This window comes from Roseburia sp. AF15-21 (assembly GCF_003479505.1).
In the GTDB taxonomy this organism is placed as follows: Bacteria; Bacillota; Clostridia; order Lachnospirales; family Lachnospiraceae; genus Roseburia_C; species Roseburia_C amylophila.
Genome location: NZ_QUHG01000008.1, coordinates 100799 through 121988, shown reverse-complemented (window position 1 = coordinate 121988; position 21190 = coordinate 100799). Strand labels below are relative to the sequence as shown.

The following is a 21190-nucleotide window of genomic DNA, read 5'->3' as shown; positions in this document are numbered from 1 at the left end:
GAGCAGCAAGAGCAATTCTTTTTCTCTACTTTTTAGATACGAAAGGCTTCCTTCCAATTTTTCGCTGTTTGAGCTCTCCGGCAATTCACAAACCTTATTTGAATACAACAGTACCATGCGAAGGAAATATTACACTATTTTTTCACTATTTTACATTATTCTTTTCACTATCTTCTTCCTGCTCCTGCCCTTCCAGAAACGCCTTTATCTTCTCACCATCCTCTGGTCGGATTTCTCCATGGGAATTTCCATCAAAGGTAATATATTCGTAGGTCTTTCCTGCCTGCTCTAATGCTTCTGTTAATTTATCTGCCTGTGCAACGGATACTTTTTCATCTCCGGTAGCATGAATGATAAGCAGCGGTGTATTAATTTCTTCAGCCCAATAGGTTGCAGAACGTTTCTCATATTCCTCCGGCATCTCTTCCGGGGAACCGCCTACCAAAGAATCGAATATGGTCTGCATATCACTTCTTTCCTCATATGACATAAAGCAATCGGAAAGGCCAGATACGACAACTGCCTTATGCACCCGCTCATCCCTTCTTAACACTTCATAAGTCATCATTCCGCCTCTGGAAATACCCATCATATTTATGGCATCCTCATCAATATAGGAAAATTGTTCACACAAGTCTAAAAGCCGGATAACATCATCCACATCCGCTCCGCCAAACTGGTCTTCTCCTTCACTGCTTCCACATCCCCTGTAGTTTGATGCAATGCAAATGGTATGAAGCTGATAGGCATAAAAGCAGATTTCTATATTTTCCAATGCTCCGTAATCCTGATTTCCACCATGATTATAAATAAGACAGGAAGTCTTTTTCCCATCCAGTAAATCTTTTGGTGCACTGAAATATCCTTCAATTTTCAATCCATCGCTATCATAATAAAACCGATAAGATACATATTCTGATAAATCGATTCCTGCCTGGCTCTCATAATCTTCCATATCTATTTTTTCATATTCTGTAATTCCAGCCTGACGAAAGTTCTCTTCTACCAGCTCGTCTGCGTCCAAAGACTCTTTATCCGCAAGTGCAGTTTCTGTTTCCGATTCTGATTCTGAGTCTGATTCCATCTGCGTCTCTGTTTCCGTTTTATTTTCTGTCTCAGTCTTCGTTTTATTTTTTCTCTGATTTCCTACCACTACAACTACAATCACTGCCAGAATAACAATTCCAAGCAGTACCCCAATTCCAATAACCTTTTCCTTTTTCATAATTTTTGCTAAACCTCCCGCCTTGCCGCTTCGATTTTCATCTTCCCTAACGCCTTTATCCGTTATTCTATAATCTCATACTGCATTAGTTCGTATTTTAACTTGCTTTCCTCCATAATTTCTGCCGGAAGAAGTGCTCTTGCCACAAGTTTCAAATCATCTGAAGCAATGTCTGTCCTCTTTAAATTTGCATAGTCTCCATCGATGGATACGACTTCGTAATACCATGTTTCCATGTTCTATAGCTCCCTTCTTGTTAAAATATTTGTAAAGGAGTGGGAAATGTGATGCCGGTTTTCTTCCGGAATTCGTGCGATGTAATATCTGGCTTATTCTCCGAACCCGGATGCTCCATAAGAACTGCAAGAGGCACTAAGAATTTCGATTTCATTTTTATTTTCTTCTGGCAACCGGTGCAAATTCACATCCATGTTCATATGCACCTCGCTGGCACTTCCATGTGCCAGCGTTGCCGGACTCCATCCGAAATTTTAAGTGCCTCTAACAGTCCTTATCAGGCATCCTCACTTCGGAGAATAAGCCAGATATTTCAACATCACTGTCGGAAGAACCACTGTCTATCTCTTTCCCACTCGCCTTTCAAATCATTTTATCAAGAATTATAGCAGATTTTCGTAAAGAATGCCACTTCTACTGATACACCCACAAATCCCGGATCTGGCTCATAAGGTCGTCTATCTTCCATGCCTTATTACTGTTCTTTTTACTGTTGGAATCATTCACTGTTATTTTTCCATCGGAATCTACTCCTGTTAAAACAACAAAATGTCCGGATGTGGTAAAATCTCCCGGTCCCATGATACAGATAATCGGATGTCCCTGGGATAATTCCTGCCGGATACTGTCTTCGCTGAGACTCAGCTCCTGTGCAGATAAGCCAAGCTTTGTGGCAAGTTCCGTCATCATACTCCAGGAAGATCCGCTTCCATTGACATAGAAGCCATCCTCCTGTGCCATCTGGGCAACGGCATAAGGATTCATGGAAGTATCTCCGGTCAGTCCCACATAAACCATGGACAATGCCGTCGGACCACATCCTGTAATTGCAAGGAAATTATCTCCATAGGTTCTATAGCCCCAACGCTCGTCCCACTGAAGGAAAAGCGGTATTTTACCATCTGTTACATCCGATGAAATATCAATCGGCTGCTCGTTGTTTCCATTCTTCTTATAATCAAGCACAAACTGTCTTGCTTCTTCATTTTTCTCGTAAAGTTGTACCAGGCTTTCCGGATACCCCTCTGCCGTAAGTGTTGCCTCTGATTTTACATTCCAGTGATTTAAGAAGCCTTGCACAAATGATGTTCTGCCCGCGGCAAAAACTACCAGCAGAATTACTGCTGCCACAAATATTCTTTTGATTCTTCGCATTCTTCTTGCTTTTTTCCGGCGCATGCTCCGCTTTTTTATGTTCGTTGCATGTTGTGTATTCCGCTGTCCTGCTGCTCCTGATTGTTGTAAATTTCGTTGTCCTTCCTTTTCTGACTGCATCATAAAAAACACCCCTTTTTCATTCTTTACTTTTAGTAAAGCACACGAAAAAGGAGTGTTCTTAAAGATATTCTATTTCATTTCTTAGATTATTCTTAACAGAAAAATAAATTTCTAAATGATATATTAATATTTACCAGTCGCTATCCCAGTCAGATGAATTAGAATCCCAGCTGTCATTGGAATCCCAGTCATATCCACTGTCTGAACTGCTGTCCGAGCTGTCTGAGCCATAATGCTCTTCATAATATCTGCTGTCTTCAAAATTGGTAATGCTGTTATCCCAGTCATAGCCATTCTGATAAGTCATTTCATAATCAGAACGGTTATTTAAAATATCATCCGGTACCTCATCGCTGTCTATCTTATCATAGTCATAACCATCATACTCGAACCAGTTATTGTGGCTGTGAACGTAAACCGTATTTTGGTATTGGTAATAACTTGCCTTCTTGTAATTATGTATCGGAATCAGAACGATTAAAAAGCACATCAGGAAACAAACGGCACAGGTTAAGAATTTCTTTCCGGCAAATCCCTGATATATCTTTTCAAATACCGTACTTTTTTCCCTTAACCCACAAACAATAAGGTCTAATATCACTGCCACCGGTGCTGCGGCAATCAGTGCAATAAAAAGTGCTGTTCCAATTCCCCGGTATAATGTATCTAACACAAAGAGTACAAAGGAACCAAAGAAGAAAAGAAAGAATGCTCCAATCCCGGCAAAGGTTCTTCCTATTACCTTTCCTGTTGACATTGGCTTTCTGTTATTTCCATAACTGCTTCTTACATTTCCAGCCCGATTATGTTCCTTCTGGTTTAAGATTTCCTCTTTTAACTTAAGATACAGCTCATTTACCGCATAGGCTTCATCCGTTCCCTGATAGCGGATCGCCCGCTCGCCGTTTGCCTTGTTCTTATAGACAATGACATTCTGACCTTCCCGGTAAATACCAAAGGCTTTGGGCTGTGTGTAATTGATTCCGATAAAGAATCTCGTCACTTCATACGGTGGCAGATTCCGCGCCTGATACCACTGCTGCAATTCTTCAATAGTCTTTGGCGTATGGTCTGCAGTACGCTTTACTGCCTGATTGGTGGCTCCACAGTAAGGACATTTCTCATCTGTTTCCTTAATGATGGAGCCACAGTATTCGCATTTAATCTCCATAGCTATATAAACCCTTTCTCCATAAAACTCCTGTTACTTTTTATACTATTCTATTCTTCCACCCGATACAAGCCCATTTAGAACAAAGAATGTGCCTTGGCACACATTAAAGTCTCCGGTCAGTCTTTGACTTTTCCATTCATCCGCATAATTACAGCAAAAATTTTATCTCTGCTAAAAATTCCCGCAGCATATTATTTGGAAGATAAACCGGTGTAGACTTTGCTGCTATTCCACAGACATTGTCCAGTCCGTATTTTCGTGCAATCTGCTTTGCCCGGAACAGATGAAAATCATTGGTGATAATTCCAACGGATGCCCCATCTTTTATCAGTGCCTTGCTGTACTCCATATTCTGCTCTGTATTTAAGGACTTATCCTCTAAGAGAATCCGGGACGCATCAATCCCCTGTTCTTTTAAATACTGTGCCATTCCTTCGGCTTCGGAATATGGTTCATTTGCACCCTGTCCGCCGGATACGATACAGATTGTCTTTGGATTATCCTCTAAATATTCCACTGCCTCATCCAGCCGGTATTTTAACGCAGCACTTGGTCCGCTTTCCCTCACCTGTGCCCCCAGCACAATAATATAGTCAAGTCCCGCTTCGCCTTTTTCATGCATCTGACTTATGATGCAGCCTTCTACGATAAAAAATGCTGTAAATCCCGCTGCAACGACAACAATACAGATTCCCTTAACCAGCCGGGGAACTTTCTTCCAGAAAGATTTCCAGACAGAATACCCAAACAGGAAGAAAAGTACCGCAAGTCCGATCCACACCAGAAAAAATGATGTTCCGGAACCCGTTGCCAGTACCATCCCCGAATAAACAACACAAAGTACCGCCAGTACCACAAATATCAGAAATGTTATTTTTTTCTTCATGCCCTCTCTCCTCGTTTTCTCACAACAACCGGTATCCAGGTAATGCAAAGGAATAAGAACAATGCTCCACCGGAAAGCAATGCTCCCAGTTTCAGATTCGGTGTTGTATATTTTAATATAATATCATGGCTGCCTTCTTTTAATGGAATGCTGATAAACGCATCGCAGAAATGCTCATAATCCACTTCTTCCCCATCCACAAAGACATGCCAGCCTTCATCATCCGGCACGGACAGCAAAAGAGTTCCGGCTTTTTTTACGTTGATGCTGCCTTCGATTCTGCTGTCACTGTAGGATTTTAACTCCATGGTCTGCTGGGATAATGTATGATATGCTGCCTGAAATGCTGCATCATTTAACCGGTAGCCCTGCACCAGTATCTGATCCGTATCGGCAGAAGTCAGCGCAATATCTTCCCCAGCCTCACAATAGCCCAAATCCAGTAAATAGACATGGTCACATTTAGAAAATGTCCGCGTGCGGTTTCCAGTGGTTGCGGTAATGGTTTTGGCATCCTTCATCGTATAATAACCATAATAATAGCCGGTTTCCGTTACCTGAATCACGGTTTTGCCATCATGTAATTCTGCATCCACCGGCTCTAAAAGATTCTCCGTTGCACCAAGGGCATAGGCGAGTTCATTCTGTGCCATTATCGGTGTTCCAAGGGTAAAATCCCACTTTTCCGTCAAATCACTATCTACCATAAAACCAAGTGGCAGTGTATAAGTATTTTCATATAAGTATATGCCATTCTGTTCTGATATCAGACTTCGATACGGACTTTCCTCTTCTGCACTGTCCGTCAGGATATATTTTACCGAAAGCAGCGAGGAAGTAAGCATCGTTGCACCATTATAGCAGTAATAATTCTTACCGCCTTCCATTCCCATCTCCCGGTAGAAATCTGCCACATCTTTATTTATAAGAGAAGAAAAAACAGATGCGGATGCATAGTTTGAAAGTGCCGACTCATTCTTCGTCATCCGGTTAAACTTATCCATACGGAAGAAACCGTCATCCTCTGCTCCTGCTGTCTCCGCCAGTGTTTTATAATCCTCTAAATGCTGGGTATACAGCGTCCGGCTGGTAGTAGAAATACTGGTCGTGTCAAGATTTACGCCTGCCTCGGCACATACCAGAATCACCGCAAATATCGATACGATAGTCCGCATCGTCTTATCCTTCCGCCGATAGAATAACAGCAGAAGTGCATAACCTAAAATCAAAAGTCCTGTTAAAAGCATCTGCTCCGGTGTCACCTGCTCTAAATCTGTAAACCGGAAACATAAAACCAATACCAGCTCCGCTAACAGGAATGCAAATAGGATTTTAAAAATGCTATTGCCTCTTTCTTCCCGCACTGCTTCATAACCTAAGGTCAACAGTAAAAATGCAAATAAAAAGGTCTGTCTTGCCGGAAGTCCATCCGGAAAATGAAAGCCATGCCAGATAAAATCCAGTTTATTATTTGCAAAGCTCACAAAGAAAAATGCCACCAGTAAGAGTCTTGGAATCTTTGCACCAATTCGGATCCTGCGATTCAAAAGATAAAGGAATAATAATAATAAAATTGCCGCTCCGCAGTAAAGATTTGGCATATGTCCTACCGTAGAAGACGGCTCGACACCAATGCAGAACCTTGCTGCTTCATCCAGCAGGCCAAAATACCACTCCATTTTTTCCGGAAAAGAGATTCCACCGGAACCACTTCCGCTTAATGCCACTATCTCCGGCAGAATCAGTACTGCTCCCATACCGCCTGCCAGGATGGAGCCGGCCGCAAATTTAAGAATTGCTTTTCCTATCCCGCTTTTCTGCTCTAATATCAGAATCACAAAATAAAGCACCAGATAGATGCAGACCATAATGGAAATATAGTAGTTTGAAAGAATCGAAACCGCCAGTGTTACCACATAAAGCGTCATCTTCTTTCCTTCTACCAGTCTTTCCAGACCCAGCAAAATAAGCGGCAATAACACCACCGTATCCAGCCACATAATATCCCAGTTATAAGCACACATAAACCCGGACAACGCATAGAATACCGCAAATAAAGCAATGCGATATCCATTATCTTTATAATGCCGGTTTAAGTAAAATGCAAAAGTAAGTCCGCTAAGTCCAGTCTTAATTAGAATCAATACCGTCATAAATTCGATTACCAGATTAGACGGACATAATAATAACAGCCAGTTAAAAGGACTGGATAGATAATATGCCATCAGGGATACAAAATCTGTACCAAGCCCCAGATTCCATGTATATAATAACCCGCTTCCGCTCTTTAACTTATTCATGAATTCCGTAAAAAACGGTGCATACTGGTGATACATATCAATATGCAGAAAACACTGATTGCCAAAAGGATAAATCTCATGGCCGATGCAGACTCCCAGTGCAAGAAAAAACGGAATGCAAAAAGCCAGTATTAACGGCATCTTCTTATTGTTTTTGATTCGAAGTAATCTTTCCTTCATTTCTATTTTTCTCCATCCCAGTCAAATAAAAGATAATACTGCAGCGTCTGATAATTAAGCCATGCATCACTGCCTTCTGCTTCCGTATGCTGCGTGGAAATCAATGGCATCTCCTTCTTCTGTTCCAGTAAATAATTCTGATAATCCGACAACGGAACTCCTGCTGCTTCCATCATCTGTGCCCCCAGATAGTTGGCACTGCTCTCCTGATTTACCGCCTCATCAATATCATAATTTGCCCAGATAACATAAGGCACCTTATAACGAAGCTGATTTTCTTTTTCTGTTAAATCAGAGGATGATTTGCCTTCTAAATTCCAGATTGGCTCCACCACCGCATCTGTCGGCTGGTGGTCACCAAAGAATACGATAACCGTAGGTTCGTCCTGTGTCTCAAAATAATCAATCAGCTTTTCCAATGCTGCATCCGATAATTTTACCAGGGTCAGATATTCCGATAACTGGGCAGATACCGTTCCATCTACTGTAATATTTCCCTGAAGATTCTGATAGCCATCGGTATATGGGCTGTGATTCTGCATGGTTACATTAAAGATAAATGCCGGCGTTCTTGCATCTTTTTTTTCATATGTCTCAATAATCTTATCCACACAGGATGAATCATCGATATAGCCCCTCACATAAGTGGAACCATAGAAATCTGCAGAAGAATAAAAGCTGTCAAATCCCAGCAGCGGATATATCTTATCCCGGTTCCAGCCGGACGCATAATATGGATGCATGGCATAGGTCTCATAACCCAAGCTCTTTAGATAAGATGCCATGCTTGGTGTGTCCTTTGTAATATACTGCTGATACGGAATACTACCAGCCGGAAGAAATGCCATGGTATCTCCCGTTAAAAATTCAAATTCCGTATTTGCTGTATTTCCACCCTTCACCGATACATTCAAATATCCGGTCTGGGTATTTTCTGCCCCCTGTTGCAGGCTGTGAATAAACGGCATATAGTCTTCATTTACCGGAAGTGCCTCATCGGACAGAACCCCCAAATCGGAAAAGGCTTCATCCATGATGACAATAACATTCGGAAGCTGGTCTGTTGTTTCTTTCTGATTCGCGAATTCCTTTCCAACATTATTTCTCTGGTCGGATGCCGTCCAGTCAAGACCATCCTCATTTTCTAATAATTCCTTTGCCTTTTCAACAGAATATCCTTCCGGCTTCTCCACCTTAAGATACTGCATATCCATAAGAAACGTCACTGCAAAGCCATTTCGTTCATACATGACTGTAGGCGTAAAAAGGAACGGATAAAGCTGTAATTCACTTACCATTGCATCATCCTGTACCATCCAGCCAATTCCTGCCATACAGGCAACAGAAATCACAGCACTACCTGCGCGGAGCAATATCTTTTTCCGTGAAATATGAATTTTTGCATAACGCTCCGTAAATGCCAGAAAGAACATCAGAAGAATCAACGCAATCTGACGGGACGGCAAAGTATAATCATAGCCTCCGGCAACACTGGCTGCCGTTCCAAGAGACAGCAAATCCCATGGCACCACCGGAGAACCACGGAAGGAAATGACATAATAATTCGCAATGCTCAATGCAATTCCAAGAATTGTTTCCGTACGAAGTGCAATCACTGCACTTCCGGTAATTGCCAGTAGCAGCCACACAAAAGCCTCAAATAAAATGAGATTTAGAATTTGTGCTCTCCATCTGGTTCTTACAAAAGGATTATATGTCATAAATGCAGTAATATAAAAAAGCAGAACCGGATATCCGAATAATATCGCATATTTCAGCCATTTTGGTGCTTCTGCATAATAAATCCTTTTTATGAAATTTTTCTCTTTTCTGCTTTCTTCCTGCATAGCCTGTTTCCTCAACTTTCCATTCTCATTGCCATAACCTGCTGGTACTGCCACTGACAGTTCTTTCCTAATACCCGGCAACAGAAAAAGGAGTTTCAAAACAACTGTTTTGAAACTCCCACATATTTCGCATGAAATTATACTCTGGATAAATACTCACCAGTTCTTGTATCGATTTTAATGACATCATCCTGCTCTACGAATAATGGAACCATTACAGTTGCACCAGTCTCAACAGTTGCAGGTTTTGTTGCACCTGTTGCAGTATCACCCTTGAATCCAGGTTCTGTCTCTGTAATCTGAAGTTCAACAAACAATGGTGGTTCAACAGCAAATACGTTGCCATTGTGAGAACAGATTTTACACATTTCGTTCTCTTTTACAAATTTTAAGGTATCACCGATGGTTGTCTTATCTAAAGCAATCTGCTCATAGTTTTCAACATCCATGAAGTAATACAAATCTCCGTCAGAATATAAATACTGCATATCTTTACGGTCGATACGTGCCTGTGGGCATTTCTCTGTTGGACGGAAAGTTTTCTCAACTACACCGCCACTCTTGATATTCTTTAATTTGGTTCTGACAAATGCAGCACCCTTTCCAGGTTTAACGTGCTGGAATTCAATAATCTGATAAATATTTCCTTCTAATTCGATTGTAATTCCGTTTCTGAAATCTCCTGCTGAAATCATCGATATTCCTCCTAATTTTCGTTGCTAAGCACCATAAGACGCTGCCATCGGCAGGTTCTTACGGGTATTGGAAAAAATTCTCATTCCAAACTTGTCACTCACTCGTTCTATTCTATAATAAAACAAGCCATTTTTCAACCTTTTTTTGTGACTTTACCCTATCTTGATTCAATTTCGTGAATCATGGCAATACGTTTTTCATGTCTGCCACCCTGAAATTCTGCATTCAGGTATGCTTTTACAATATCTTTTGCCTTCTCGATTCCAACAATTCTTGCTCCAAATGCGATGATATTGGCATTGTTATGTTCTTTTACCAGATGCGCAGTTGTTACATCAGAACATACTGCTGCACGGACACCTTTTACCTTATTAGCAGCCAAAGAGATTCCAACCCCGGTACCACAGATTAATACGCCACAGTCTACTTCCCCGGCTGCAACTGCACGTCCTACTTTTTCACCATACTCCGGATAGTCACAGCTCTCGGTAGAATCTGTTCCGTAATTTACAACTTCATGTCCCATTTCCTCTAAATACTTTTTAATTGCGAATTTCATTTCGACTGCACTGTGGTCATTTCCAATTCCGATTTTCATAATTTTTCTTCCTTCTTTCTCTTCCTTGTATAAAAAAATAATACAATTTTCTCCAGATATCGTTTTAAAACAATCTGTATTTCCTCTTTCGGATGTATCGGTTTTACCAGAATCGTACGGATTCCTGCGCGGTTTGCCCCATACACATCAGTAAATATCTGGTCTCCCACAAATAACGTATTCTCCGTGGTGGTTCCCATCTCTTCCATTGCCTTAAGATAATTTTTCGTTGACGGTTTTCCTGCCTTGTAAATATAGGAAACATTTACCGCATCATTGAACATCTTCACCCGTGGTTCCTTGTTATTCGATAACAGCATACAATGATAACCCAGCTCTTTTAAATGAGCAAACAGCTTTTTTGCCCGCTCATCCGCCGGTGCTCCGTGTGGAACAAGTGTATTATCAATATCAAAAATAATGCCCCGGTATCCCTCTTCATAAAGCTTATCAAAGTCAATGACATAGGTAGAATCCAGATATTCATCGGGATAAAATCTTTGCAGCATATCCTGTCTCCTTTATTTAATCAGTGCAGAAATCTGTTTAAATACCGGTCCGCCTGCCTTACGTGTCAATTCAAATAAAATAGCTTCCTTAGATGTAATCAGAATACCTTCCTGTTCTGCTCTCTTTAAACCAAGTTCCTTATCCAGTTCTTTTCTTGAAGATACACAGTCTGCTACGATAACCGGCTGATATCCTGCTGCCTTTAAATCAATGGCTGTCTGAAGTACACAGATATGTGCTTCAATTCCACAAATCAGGACATTTTTACGCTCTTTATCCATTGCTTCATATACCGCTTCTGTTTCATATGCAGAAAATGTGGTCTTGTCATATGCCACATCACTTCCAATTGCTTCACAAATCTCCGGAATATTATTTCCTAATCCCTTGGCATACTGTGTGGTCAATACCATCGGTATTTCCAATAAATTAAGTCCCTTTAATAATGCAGCAGAATTTGCCACAAGTTCCTCTCTTCCTGACATTGCCGGCAAAATCTTCTCCTGATAGTCAATTACAATACATGATGTATTTTCAGCTAAAATTCTCATTTCTAATCTCCATTTCTGTTTTTTTCATCCTACAGTATAGCAGAAGTTTTCATTCTTGCAAATAAAAAAGAACTTCTAAAATATGGTTTTCTAATATGGTCTGAAACAACAACAGTTACATAAAAGATTCAATAACAGCATACTCATGCACCAGCCGCTGCTGCCGGAATATGGCCGTTCATATTCGCCACCTCTGCTCTGATACCATGTTCCACCAAACTCTAACTGCTGCTGCAACTGACGATATTCCATATTACTCGGTTCCATATTGACAGCCTGACTGGCATGCTCCTTTGCCGTTACATTATTACCGCTTCCGGCATTGGCAATTGCACTGTAATAATACCAGCGTGCCGTTCTGTCCGAAATGCCATCTAACACATGCAACGCTTCTTTAAAACAACGATTCCGGATGTAATTTGCAGCCGCCTGCATCTCTACCGATTCACCGGAAGCACTGCTGCCATAACCGCTGTTTCCATATGCACCATTGGTTCTGCCATAGCCAAAACCACCATAACCGTAGGCGCCACCGCCGCCGTAACCGCTTCCATAGCTGTAACCCTGCTGTTTCTGTTTCATAATCTGGTCATAAGCCATCTGTACTTCTTTAAATTTTTCTTCTGCCTGTGCACGGTCAGGATTATTTACATTGGCATCCGGATGATATTTGCGGCTCAGATTCCGGTATGCCCGTTTGATTTCTTCATCTGTTGCTCCCGGAGCTATGCCCAGCACCTTGTATGGGTCCATACTACTTACTCCTTCTTAATTCTTAACTTCACTTTGTTGCACTTTTCCTGTCTGCCTTCTGTTTTTCGGCTTTCTGTTTTTCAAGAAGCCTCTGCTGCTTCCGCTCACGTTTCAGTCTGTTGTACTCATATTTCGTCCAGACTCCGGAATATAATACATTCCGCAGAATGTCTGCATGCATAAGAATTGGCAGACGTTCAAAGGACTTGGCACACTCTGACATCATACTGGTCAGCAACAGCTTCACAAAGGTATCCAGATTCTGCATATCCTCTTTCCGCTGTACCCTGAAAACATTGTATGCATTTTTACGCTTATCTGTTTCAAAATCCTCATAGGCATCCATCAGATAAACAAACTTTCCTAAATAAAATCCAAAATATCTGAGTTCTTCTGCCCATATATCTTCCCGCCATGCAAAAATTTCGCCCAGCATGGTTCCTGTCAGTCCTGATATTTTATCAATATTGGATTCCTGTGCATCCTCTGCCTTACCCAGTTCTTCGATATAGGTTTCTACTGCCTTTACCTGTCTTGGGTATTTTGCCATGATGCGATTATAATCTTTTCCCAGCATTCTGGCAAATGCTTTTTTCGAATAAGAACGATTGTCTCTCCAGTCATCTTCAAAATTCTGGTAGGAAAGAATAATATTCATATCAGCAGCATATTCTGTTGCCTCATTGATTCTGGCTGTCCGTTTTTTCGTCGGATGCAGCGCACATACAAAATCTGTGCTTTTATCCTCCAGCTCATAAAGTCCGGTCAGAAGCACTACCAGAAATGTCATGTCATAGTTTAAAAGCATCTGGCCTTTACGGCCGGAAACCTCCTTTAGTTTCTGACAAAGTCCGCAGTAATAACCCTGGTAAATCTTTTTATTTTCATCTGATAATTCATTACGATTGATATTTACATATCCAAACATACTGCTTCCTCCAAATAGCTACAGCTTAACTTTTCTTTATGAATTCCATTCTGCATTTTGGACAGGTAATGCAGATTTTACCTTTTCCTTTTGGAACACGAACCTTCTGTTTACATCCCGGACAACGATAAAACCGGTAAATCTTACGCTGCTGCCACTGTTTCTTCCATGCATCCTTTTTTACCACCGCACGATATTTTGCATTCAAATACTTCTGATTCTGTGCATACATCTTGGAAATGTTCTTCGAAAACATACGATAATAAGTATACACCAGAAGAACAATTCCAGCTATATAAAATATACCAAGGTGACTAAAAATTGAAACTACCAGTAATATCAGTGCAATTCCAAGATATAATCTTGATAACTGATCTACTCCATATCTTCCTGACATAAATCTCGCTAACTTCTCTTTCAAATATAAGACCTCTCTTCTTTTTATATCTACGCACCTGCCACCGGCAGTTCCTTACGGATGCTTACGCAAAAATATGGTGATATGTATGTTCACATATCACCATACCCTGATATTCATCTTAAGTCCCCTGCTTTTCTGTGTCAACAGAGTTATTGTCTTTTAAGAAACATTTTAGAATTACATTAGATTTGATAGTAAGAAACCAAGCAGGGCTGTAAGCCGGGTTATGTTGAAAATGGTCATCTATCTAGGACGGCTGTTGCCAACCGCCTCAAGCAACCTACCTTAAGCTGGCGGGCCACGTCAATGCTTAAATCTGGTCTTGCTTCGAATGGGGTTTACAGAGCCATCTCTGTTACCAGAGATGCGGTAGTCTCTTACACTGCCTTTCCACCCTTACCAGTTACCTGGCGGTACATTTCTGTTGCACTTTCCTTGGAGTTGCCTCCACCGGACGTTATCCGGCATCCTGCCCTGCGAAGCCCGGACTTTCCTCGTCTGTATGTCTTTCGACAATGCAGCCGCGACCATTCACCCTACTTGGTTCTTCATGGTTTTATTATATGGTAACGTTACCAGTTTTTCAACCTTTTTTTGATTTTACGAATTGCTTTTCCGGTCTTATACGATTTCGTTTCCATTTTTCCAATAAAATTTTTTTCTTTTGTTCTAATCCAAATCAAACAGCGTTGTTCCTAATATTTTCATAGATGCACTGCTCTGTGGAATGCCCTGGGCATTTTCACCCAGACCATAGCTGTCTCCATAATAGTCAAAGGTACTGACTGCATGAACTGCAATCCGCATATTACCATTGGTAATTGCCTCCTGTACTTTTGTATCCGTCAGATTATGAACTGTGACTTTATACACTTCCCCGCTCTTTAAGCCTCTCAGTCTTCCGGCAGAATCTGTCGTAACCGTATCTCCGTTTACTGCTTCTGTTGTGATATACACCTGATTTTCTGCTGCCTGTACCGGAATTGCAATACTGCTGCCATTCTTATCTACCATGGAATAATCCACACTGATTTCCTTATCCGATGTGACGAGATTCGAATCTGTTACGGTGTAATAAAAACTTACTTCATTTTCCAGTGCCTTATTTCCGATGGCATTATCAGTATGTACATAAACAGCTTCCTTTTCTGCTGAAGTACGGCTTCCATTCTCTAAAAGCTTTACTACCGGATCTTTGATTCTTGTCTTGTACGCTGCAACAATGGTATTAAAGAATAACTGCTTCTCATTCACGTTACTTATTGTACTGTGTCCCACACCGGAATAGGTAATATTTCCAATGTTGTAAATATAATAATTGTTCCGCACATCATTCGGGGAACTGGTATAAATCGCCGAACCATCACCGGATGCACCCAGACAGTACCACACTACAATATCACTGTTTTCATCTCCATCCATATCCTCATCCATATTCAGCTGATAATACTGGTAATGGGTATTAGCTATCGTAATCTGACTGCCAATCTCATATGGATAATGGGTAATCTGTCCATCATTTACCTGGGTTGCATACATGCTGGCATTGTTTTTCAGGTTTCCAAGAGAAACATCATTTCTTTGTGTTGGTAACGGAAGTGTACGCCACATCATGTACTGGTTATAAGCATACTTTGCTTCCGTTGTACACTGCCACGGAGCATTATAATAATAATGGAAATTGATTGCTCCATAAGTATAACCCTGTGTCTGTCCATAGGACTGCTTCTGATTCGTTCCCGGTACATACGCAATATCTTTATCACTTCCTAATACTGCAGAAGTCAGTGCCCCGCTGCCATCCGGATTCTCCCGTGTCGTTACACCACCATGTGCCGTATCAATGGTTCCGGTTGTTATCTCATTGCCAGAGGCATCTGTAGTAGTACTGATGTCTAAAAGCTGTCCTTCCTTTAATAGAAGGGAACGAAGCTGTGCCGCCTGCGGGTCTTTGGAAGTCCGCTCATTATAAGTAATTCCATAACGGTCCATTCCAAGAACACCACGGAATTTCTGGTTTACCATATAGCCCCAGTGACGTTCCACCTGGTTAAAATCTCCTGCATTACCCTGGTTGCTAAGCCAGCCCGGGTTCCAGCCATTATCGCCATCCGGATTATCCTGACAGTACATCTGCTCGGTTGCCACATTGACAAAGGAAGAGGTATCATGGGTAAACAATACACTTCGTCCGCTGACAATATAATCATCTACTGCTGTCAGTGTGTCAGCATTGGTCATATCCGAATAACTGTCCTGGAAACCAAAGATTAACATCTGATAATCCTTCAGCTGTTCAAAGGATGTATATTTGCCATCGAAATCGCGCATTGGAATGGCTGTAATTTCAAACCGGACTCCCTCTGTATTTTCAAAATTGCTGATAAAATTCCGCACGTCACCATCTGTAGAAAGATTAAAGTAACCGCCCCATTCATTATTATTTCCCATAATCTGAAGCACCTTAACAACCTGTACACTATCATCACCAGCTGGTCTTGATACAATCGTATAACCTGTCTTTGCTGTACGGATATAGGCATTGGTGGTCTGAGTCAGTTCCAGTTTCCAGGTCAGCATACCACGATAGTCACCTGGAATGTCTTTCTCAAGATAGTACTCCTGTCCGCTGCTCAACTGATATTCTCCAGCTGCATCCCGGTTGACTTCATTGCCGGAAGCATCAAAAATGATGCAGTCCTTCTGCCGTTCGGAATATGTATCATTTTCGATAAATTTACCATCGGCATTCATATCAAAATAAAGTCCTGCATGATATACCGTAGCCACGCTGGCATCTACGGTACTATCAATCCGGAAGCGGTAACGCAGCGTATAGACTCCGGAATCCTTCTTATCGGTACGGATTTCTACAATTTTATTGCCATAATTGTTATCCGTAGTACGTGCTGTTCCTGTACTTAATGCCATATCACTCTCTTCTGCTCCGGTAGACGGATTGAGCATGGCAAGCTTAACCTTAGGCATATTAATATAGTACCGGAAGCTGCTCTCATCATTTGGCCTGCCTTCGGTATCCAGATAAAAGACATTATCCTGTGCAAGATTTTCCTTTGCGAACTGATATAGAACAGAAGAATTATCTACCACCTTTGCATTGATTTCACCTTCTGTGGTCACAAAATTCTGTGCAAAAAGAACCGGATATTTCGCCCCGAGGAATTCTTCCAGATCACGTTTCTTGCTCTCTGTTATATCATTTCCGCTGGCACGGTATACTCCTACATTTCCTACTGTAACGGTAATTTCCTGACGGTCATTTCTATTCTTTGGATTATCATACTGGAAACCACTGATGGTCTTTGTTGCGGTAACGAGCTTACCTAATCCGCTGTCCCACTCATCCCGGTCACCATATGGGTCTCTTGAGCTGTCCGGATTGCCTCCATAGAGATAATTCGATGTATTATTATCTACATAATCAGTATCTAAAAGTCCACCAAGAATAGCTTTTCTTAAGAATGCATCCCCGGTATGTGCATAGACCAGCCCATTCATCAGTGAATCATTATAAACCGTATTTCCCTCTGCATCACGGTTCATATAATCCCCCTGAAGCTTTACATCAGAATTTCCATTCTCTCCGGCATAACCAAGTCCAAAGTAAACCAGATCGTATTCCATGTTCATGTCTTCGATTTTACCAATAAACTCCGCTGAAGTCATCCGGGTAATACTGATATTGTCAATGGCAACACCTGTCCAGTCTGCCAGCTTCTTTTTGGTAAGAATCCTGTCATCAGCTGCATTTTCATCAAGATACAGTGCACCCATTGCCGGTTCGATATCCAGCACCCGCAGCTCCTCTTTATCACTAAAGGTTCTCTCATACGGATAATTTAAAATATACTGTAAGACCATGTTTTTTGAAAGCGTGGTATCAATCGCATCCGCTGATGTACGGAGGGTATTCTCCTGTTCAATCAATGCCCGCACCGGTGCAAATCCCTCCGCCTCCTGCAGCTCCTGTGGAAAAGCTTCCAGCAGACCGGTAAATACATGCTGACGTACCCCGTCTGCATCTGTCATTTTCATGCAGTAAACATTATTTTCCGCATAATTAGTATCATTGCCGGTGTAATTGCTGTTTAAAGAAGCGGTATCACATAATTCTGCCGCATCCACAGACTGCGGGTCATCCTTTAACTCCTTCTGGATGCTCCACACCACAAGCTTTGCAATATCAGAAGTATTATAATCAGTAAGTGCACTTTCTAAGACAATGGAATCAATAAGAACCGGCGCTTTTCCTAAAATTTTCTTATATATTTTATCCACCTGTGCAAGAAGCTCCGGAGAAGAAAGCTGATATTTCATTCCGGTATCATAACCCTGTCCGCCGATATAAATAAAATCCATACTGGATACATCTACAGAAGCAAGTCCAGACTCTGTCACTGCCGTTACTTCCACCTTTAAATCATCCTTGGACAATGCTCCTAATACATAGTCCCGGAACAGGTTATTATTATAAAGTCCACCGGTATACCAGACAGAACCCATCTCCACCTGACAGGACTGATTTGCACTGTCCTCTTCCGCTGTTCCCGGTACAAATGCAAATGCACCATCCCCTGATGCAGTATATGAATATGGTTTTACAGCATCTAACTGTGCCAGATAATGCCCATGTTCTGAATCTGCTCCAACGTAGTAAAAATCTGAAATATAGTAATAATTACCACCTGTCATAGGATTTTCAACTGCTTCATAATAACCATCTGTTCCATTATCCCGGTACTCATATGGCTGGTTATATGGTGCTTCATCCCTAAGTGGTGTTCTCCGTTCAAATTCTACTGCATAATCCCCAGTTGCATTATAAGAGAAGGAAACTACATTGGGATTATAGTTTCCGTCATAATCCTGCCGGTAAGCATAATGTCCCTCAGCAGTAATTGTCTCATACTGTTCTTCCGGAAATACCAGCTTCTTGTAGTCCTTCTGCTGCTCCTCTGTCGGGAAAAAAGTCTCCTCATAAGCTTCTGCATAAAGTGGTGTCTTAGATGTATCACCGGAAGCTATCTTCCCGTCCTCCAAACGCTGCTTTAAGCTGTTGATATAATTCATTCTCTCCTGCTGCGTATTTTCGATACCATTCTCTGCAAAGTAAGCCAGCATTCCATCTGCTGCTAGGGCTACCGGCTCACTGCCCGCTGCAAGATAGCCCATTTCACTTTCTGCTCCATCCGGCATAATCTCTAAAATCCGATAGGTCTTATCTTCTGTTGCCATCTTCTGTGCAACGATACTTTCCACCCCCGGCAGTACTCCGTTTGCTGAAGTCTCTACCGGCCGGAATGCAGCAACCGCAACTGTTATACCTGCTACTGCTGCTACCGTTGCCTGAATGATTCTCTTTCTGGAATTTTTCAAAGAATTCTTCCGTTTCATATATCCTGTCCTCTTTTACTTCTCAACAAGCTAGTTTGCCTTCAATGTATTAACCAGATCCATTACACTGCTTTTTTCCATAAAGGAGAACTCCCTGTCTCCCCGACTATTTACATGCAAATTTTTTGCTATTACAACACCCCGGCAATAACCCGCCTGACCTTCAAAATAAACATCTCCTTCCGGTGCATAAATCAGCCCGTCAAAAGTAGTAATTCCTTTGAATTTCAAGCTATGTTCTCCCTTTATATAAATCACCGTATCACTATTACAACAAATAAAAGGTGCATCAAGTTCAACATCTTTATCAATAATAATAATTCCCTCTAAATTAAGTATCTTAGAACTTTCATACCTTCCCGGTCCGTCCTGTGTAAATTCATTTACGCCAGACAGCGTACGCTCATTCTCACCTGTATGCTGCTCCGATGGTGTAAGTTTATGCGGCTCGCCGGTATTTGCTATCAACCCATTGATTCCGGAAGTAAGATTCGTAAATTGTAATGTTGAATCTGCTATCATTACCGGTCCCCTGCAATGTACACTTGACCAGAACCAGTTCTCCTGATCTGGAAAATATGTTGTTTCCACAATATATGGGAAATCCAATTCCTCCGCCACATGAATTGTAACAGAATCATAGCCTGTATGCCATTGATTTCCAGCTTTGACTGTAACATAAATTTCACCATCCTCAGCTGTTTCATCAATACTTATTTTTATCTTTTCATCATCTGTTCCAGAGGTCTCAAAAGTATAGGAATCCTTATTTATATTCCCGCCTTCTTTAAATTCATAACTACGTTTTGTTCCAATATCGAACCTCTTTAATGCTGTAGACAAATTCACGGTGTCTCCAGGATGTACCCAATAATCCAAACCATTTGATTTATCAAAATATACAACATCACCTGCTCCAGCTATTTCAGGCGAATCCACCACCTCTATATAAACCATATCTTCATACGGCTGACCATCTACTATACCGCTAATCTTCACTGTATATTCTCCTAAAGGTGTCCCCGGATACTCTGTTTTCACACATCTCGCATTCATCAAATCCAATGATGGATATCCTCCTGCAACTGTTACAGAATCTGCGGGATTCACCGAAAGTAAATCCAATGGATTACTTTCCCAGGTAATAGAACCACTTAATGTTCCATTCACCCTTGCATAGATATACATTGATTTTCCTCTTTGCAGCCAGTATTTCCGAATCTGGCCTAAAGACAGCTTCTTGCCATGTACTACTGTTACTTCCGCCGTTCCTGACTTGGTGGTATCCTGTACCGATGTTGCTGTTACCGTTAAGGTCTTTGCCTTCTCATCCATGCTGATCCACAGCAGTCCATCCGCTGAAATAGTGGTAAGGGAAGACGTATTTCCGGAAAGACTCCAGGTTACCTCCTGGGATGGTGAATTATTACCATAAACAATTGCCTGAAATGCCTTTCTTCCGCCAGGCCGCATCATAACCGTCTGTGGCAGAACCTTAACGCTGAGTACGGATGAAATGACCGGTGCTGCATCCGGTGTATAAGGTTCCCCATTTACTACAATCTGGTTACGCAGATACACTGTAGTATCCGCTCCATAACTTTTCTCTCCACTGGCAAGAGCAACAGACACTGTTACCTGACGCAGTGAAGTTACTTTCGTCAGATCAATGGAAAAATCTGTTACATGCGTTGCCAGATCCTGTTCTTCTATATTTTCAGTTACCGTTCCTGCCGCATCAATAGTCTCCTGCTTATATGTCAGCTTCTCTGTGGATTTTGTCCACAAAACGGTCTCTTTTGTATATCCGGTATCGGTGGTCTTATAAATCTCCAGCCATTTTCTGGTCAGTCCTGCTGCTCCACCCGGATAAAGGCTGTCCTTTAAAATTTCCGTGCCGCTTCCACTCTCTGATACATCTGCATAATAACGAAGTGCACTGTCTGTATCGATAATATAACTATCCATCTGGGATAGGAGAATCTGTGCATCCTCCTGTAAGTCTGCTTCATCGGTTACTTTTCCATATGTTCTTGTGGAGAAAATCAAAAATGTGCCGATTAATCCACCGACAATTGCCACAATCGCAATTCCCACCAGCAGTTCAACCAGCGTAAATCCTTTATTATCATATATCCCGCATTTTCTGATTTCACAATACTTCTTTGAAGCTTTCCTGTGGTCCACTTTG

At 41.5% G+C, this 21190-nt stretch carries 16 protein-coding genes and 1 other RNA gene; all 17 read right to left on the bottom strand.

Annotated elements, in window-relative coordinates; translation table 11 throughout:
* Window positions 1–145: 145 nt before the first annotated feature.
* Window positions 146–1225 (bottom strand): alpha/beta hydrolase family protein, encoded by a 1080-nt coding sequence (locus DWW33_RS11670; RefSeq protein WP_118639581.1) that lies wholly within the window; start codon window positions 1223–1225, stop codon window positions 146–148.
* A gap of 62 nt (window positions 1226–1287) precedes the next feature.
* Entirely contained in the window at window positions 1288–1461 is a 174-nt protein-coding gene (locus tag DWW33_RS11665) for a chorismate--pyruvate lyase (protein WP_118639580.1), read from the bottom strand.
* A 415-nt stretch (window positions 1462–1876) separates the two neighbouring features.
* Window positions 1877–2740, bottom strand: a complete 864-nt coding sequence (locus DWW33_RS11660; protein ID WP_243088653.1) for a C39 family peptidase — start codon at window positions 2738–2740, stop codon at window positions 1877–1879.
* Window positions 2741–2870: 130 nt separating this feature from the next.
* Window positions 2871–3911 (bottom strand): zinc ribbon domain-containing protein, encoded by a 1041-nt coding sequence (locus tag DWW33_RS11655; RefSeq protein WP_118173230.1) that lies wholly within the window; start codon window positions 3909–3911, stop codon window positions 2871–2873.
* Between the two features lie 151 nt (window positions 3912–4062).
* Complete coding sequence (locus DWW33_RS11650) at window positions 4063–4800, bottom strand: YdcF family protein (RefSeq protein WP_117947411.1); 738 nt, start codon at window positions 4798–4800, stop codon at window positions 4063–4065.
* Window positions 4797–7280 (bottom strand): YfhO family protein, encoded by a 2484-nt coding sequence (locus tag DWW33_RS11645; RefSeq protein WP_117947412.1) that lies wholly within the window; start codon window positions 7278–7280, stop codon window positions 4797–4799. Before DWW33_RS11645 ends, DWW33_RS11650 begins: the two co-directional genes overlap by 4 nt.
* 2 nt (window positions 7281–7282) lie before the next feature.
* Window positions 7283–9181: an LTA synthase family protein gene (locus DWW33_RS11640; protein ID WP_243006669.1), complete on the bottom strand. Its 1899-nt coding sequence runs from the start codon at window positions 9179–9181 to the stop codon at window positions 7283–7285.
* Between the two features lie 83 nt (window positions 9182–9264).
* Window positions 9265–9822 (bottom strand): elongation factor P, encoded by a 558-nt coding sequence (gene efp, locus DWW33_RS11635; protein WP_022244047.1) that lies wholly within the window; start codon window positions 9820–9822, stop codon window positions 9265–9267.
* Between the two features lie 158 nt (window positions 9823–9980).
* A complete protein-coding gene (gene rpiB, locus DWW33_RS11630) occupies window positions 9981–10421 on the bottom strand; it encodes a ribose 5-phosphate isomerase B (RefSeq protein WP_022244046.1) in 441 nt (146 codons plus the stop codon).
* Window positions 10418–10930: a YqeG family HAD IIIA-type phosphatase gene (locus DWW33_RS11625; RefSeq protein WP_117947413.1), complete on the bottom strand. Its 513-nt coding sequence runs from the start codon at window positions 10928–10930 to the stop codon at window positions 10418–10420. The genes rpiB and DWW33_RS11625 overlap by 4 nt, the downstream gene beginning before the upstream one ends.
* A gap of 12 nt (window positions 10931–10942) precedes the next feature.
* Window positions 10943–11482 carry a hydrolase gene (locus DWW33_RS11620; RefSeq protein ID WP_022244044.1) on the bottom strand — a complete coding sequence of 180 codons (540 nt, stop codon included), beginning with the start codon at window positions 11480–11482 and terminating at the stop codon, window positions 10943–10945.
* A gap of 90 nt (window positions 11483–11572) precedes the next feature.
* Window positions 11573–12235, bottom strand: coding sequence for a J domain-containing protein (locus DWW33_RS11615; protein ID WP_022244043.1), 663 nt, complete (start codon window positions 12233–12235; stop codon window positions 11573–11575).
* Between the two features lie 28 nt (window positions 12236–12263).
* Complete coding sequence (locus DWW33_RS11610; RefSeq protein WP_117841981.1) at window positions 12264–13163, bottom strand: DUF5685 family protein; 900 nt, start codon at window positions 13161–13163, stop codon at window positions 12264–12266.
* Between the two features lie 25 nt (window positions 13164–13188).
* Window positions 13189–13584, bottom strand: a complete 396-nt coding sequence (locus tag DWW33_RS11605; RefSeq protein ID WP_022244041.1) for a hypothetical protein — start codon at window positions 13582–13584, stop codon at window positions 13189–13191.
* A gap of 199 nt (window positions 13585–13783) precedes the next feature.
* Window positions 13784–14127: RNase P RNA component class A (gene rnpB, locus DWW33_RS11600), an RNA gene on the bottom strand.
* Window positions 14128–14253: 126 nt separating this feature from the next.
* The gene (locus DWW33_RS11595; RefSeq protein ID WP_118639579.1) at window positions 14254–18999 is read right to left on the bottom strand and encodes a DUF5057 domain-containing protein; all 4746 of its coding nucleotides are present in this window, start codon (window positions 18997–18999) and stop codon (window positions 14254–14256) included.
* A gap of 30 nt (window positions 19000–19029) precedes the next feature.
* Window positions 19030–21186, bottom strand: coding sequence for a type II secretion system protein (locus DWW33_RS11590; protein WP_117698084.1), 2157 nt, complete (start codon window positions 21184–21186; stop codon window positions 19030–19032).
* Window positions 21187–21190: the final 4 nt, after the last annotated feature.

Bases quoted from the DNA above. Each gene is read 5' to 3' on its own strand.
- DWW33_RS11625 (WP_117947413.1), bottom strand. From the start codon at position 10,930: ATGCTGCAAAGATTTTATCCCGATGAATATCTGGATTCTACCTATGTC.
- DWW33_RS11645 (WP_117947412.1), bottom strand. From the start codon at position 7,280: ATGAAGGAAAGATTACTTCGAATCAAAAACAATAAGAAGATGCCGTTA.
- efp (WP_022244047.1), bottom strand. From the start codon at position 9,822: ATGATTTCAGCAGGAGATTTCAGAAACGGAATTACAATCGAATTAGAA.
- DWW33_RS11620 (WP_022244044.1), bottom strand. From the start codon at position 11,482: ATGAGAATTTTAGCTGAAAATACATCATGTATTGTAATTGACTATCAG.
- DWW33_RS11670 (WP_118639581.1), bottom strand. From the start codon at position 1,225: ATGAAAAAGGAAAAGGTTATTGGAATTGGGGTACTGCTTGGAATTGTT.
- DWW33_RS11615 (WP_022244043.1), bottom strand. From the start codon at position 12,235: ATGGACCCATACAAGGTGCTGGGCATAGCTCCGGGAGCAACAGATGAA.
- DWW33_RS11595 (WP_118639579.1), bottom strand. From the start codon at position 18,999: ATGAAACGGAAGAATTCTTTGAAAAATTCCAGAAAGAGAATCATTCAG.
- DWW33_RS11610 (WP_117841981.1), bottom strand. From the start codon at position 13,163: ATGTTTGGATATGTAAATATCAATCGTAATGAATTATCAGATGAAAAT.
- DWW33_RS11660 (WP_243088653.1), bottom strand. From the start codon at position 2,740: ATGATGCAGTCAGAAAAGGAAGGACAACGAAATTTACAACAATCAGGA.
- DWW33_RS11655 (WP_118173230.1), bottom strand. From the start codon at position 3,911: ATGGAGATTAAATGCGAATACTGTGGCTCCATCATTAAGGAAACAGAT.
- DWW33_RS11665 (WP_118639580.1), bottom strand. From the start codon at position 1,461: ATGGAAACATGGTATTACGAAGTCGTATCCATCGATGGAGACTATGCA.
- rpiB (WP_022244046.1), bottom strand. From the start codon at position 10,421: ATGAAAATCGGAATTGGAAATGACCACAGTGCAGTCGAAATGAAATTC.
- DWW33_RS11650 (WP_117947411.1), bottom strand. From the start codon at position 4,800: ATGAAGAAAAAAATAACATTTCTGATATTTGTGGTACTGGCGGTACTT.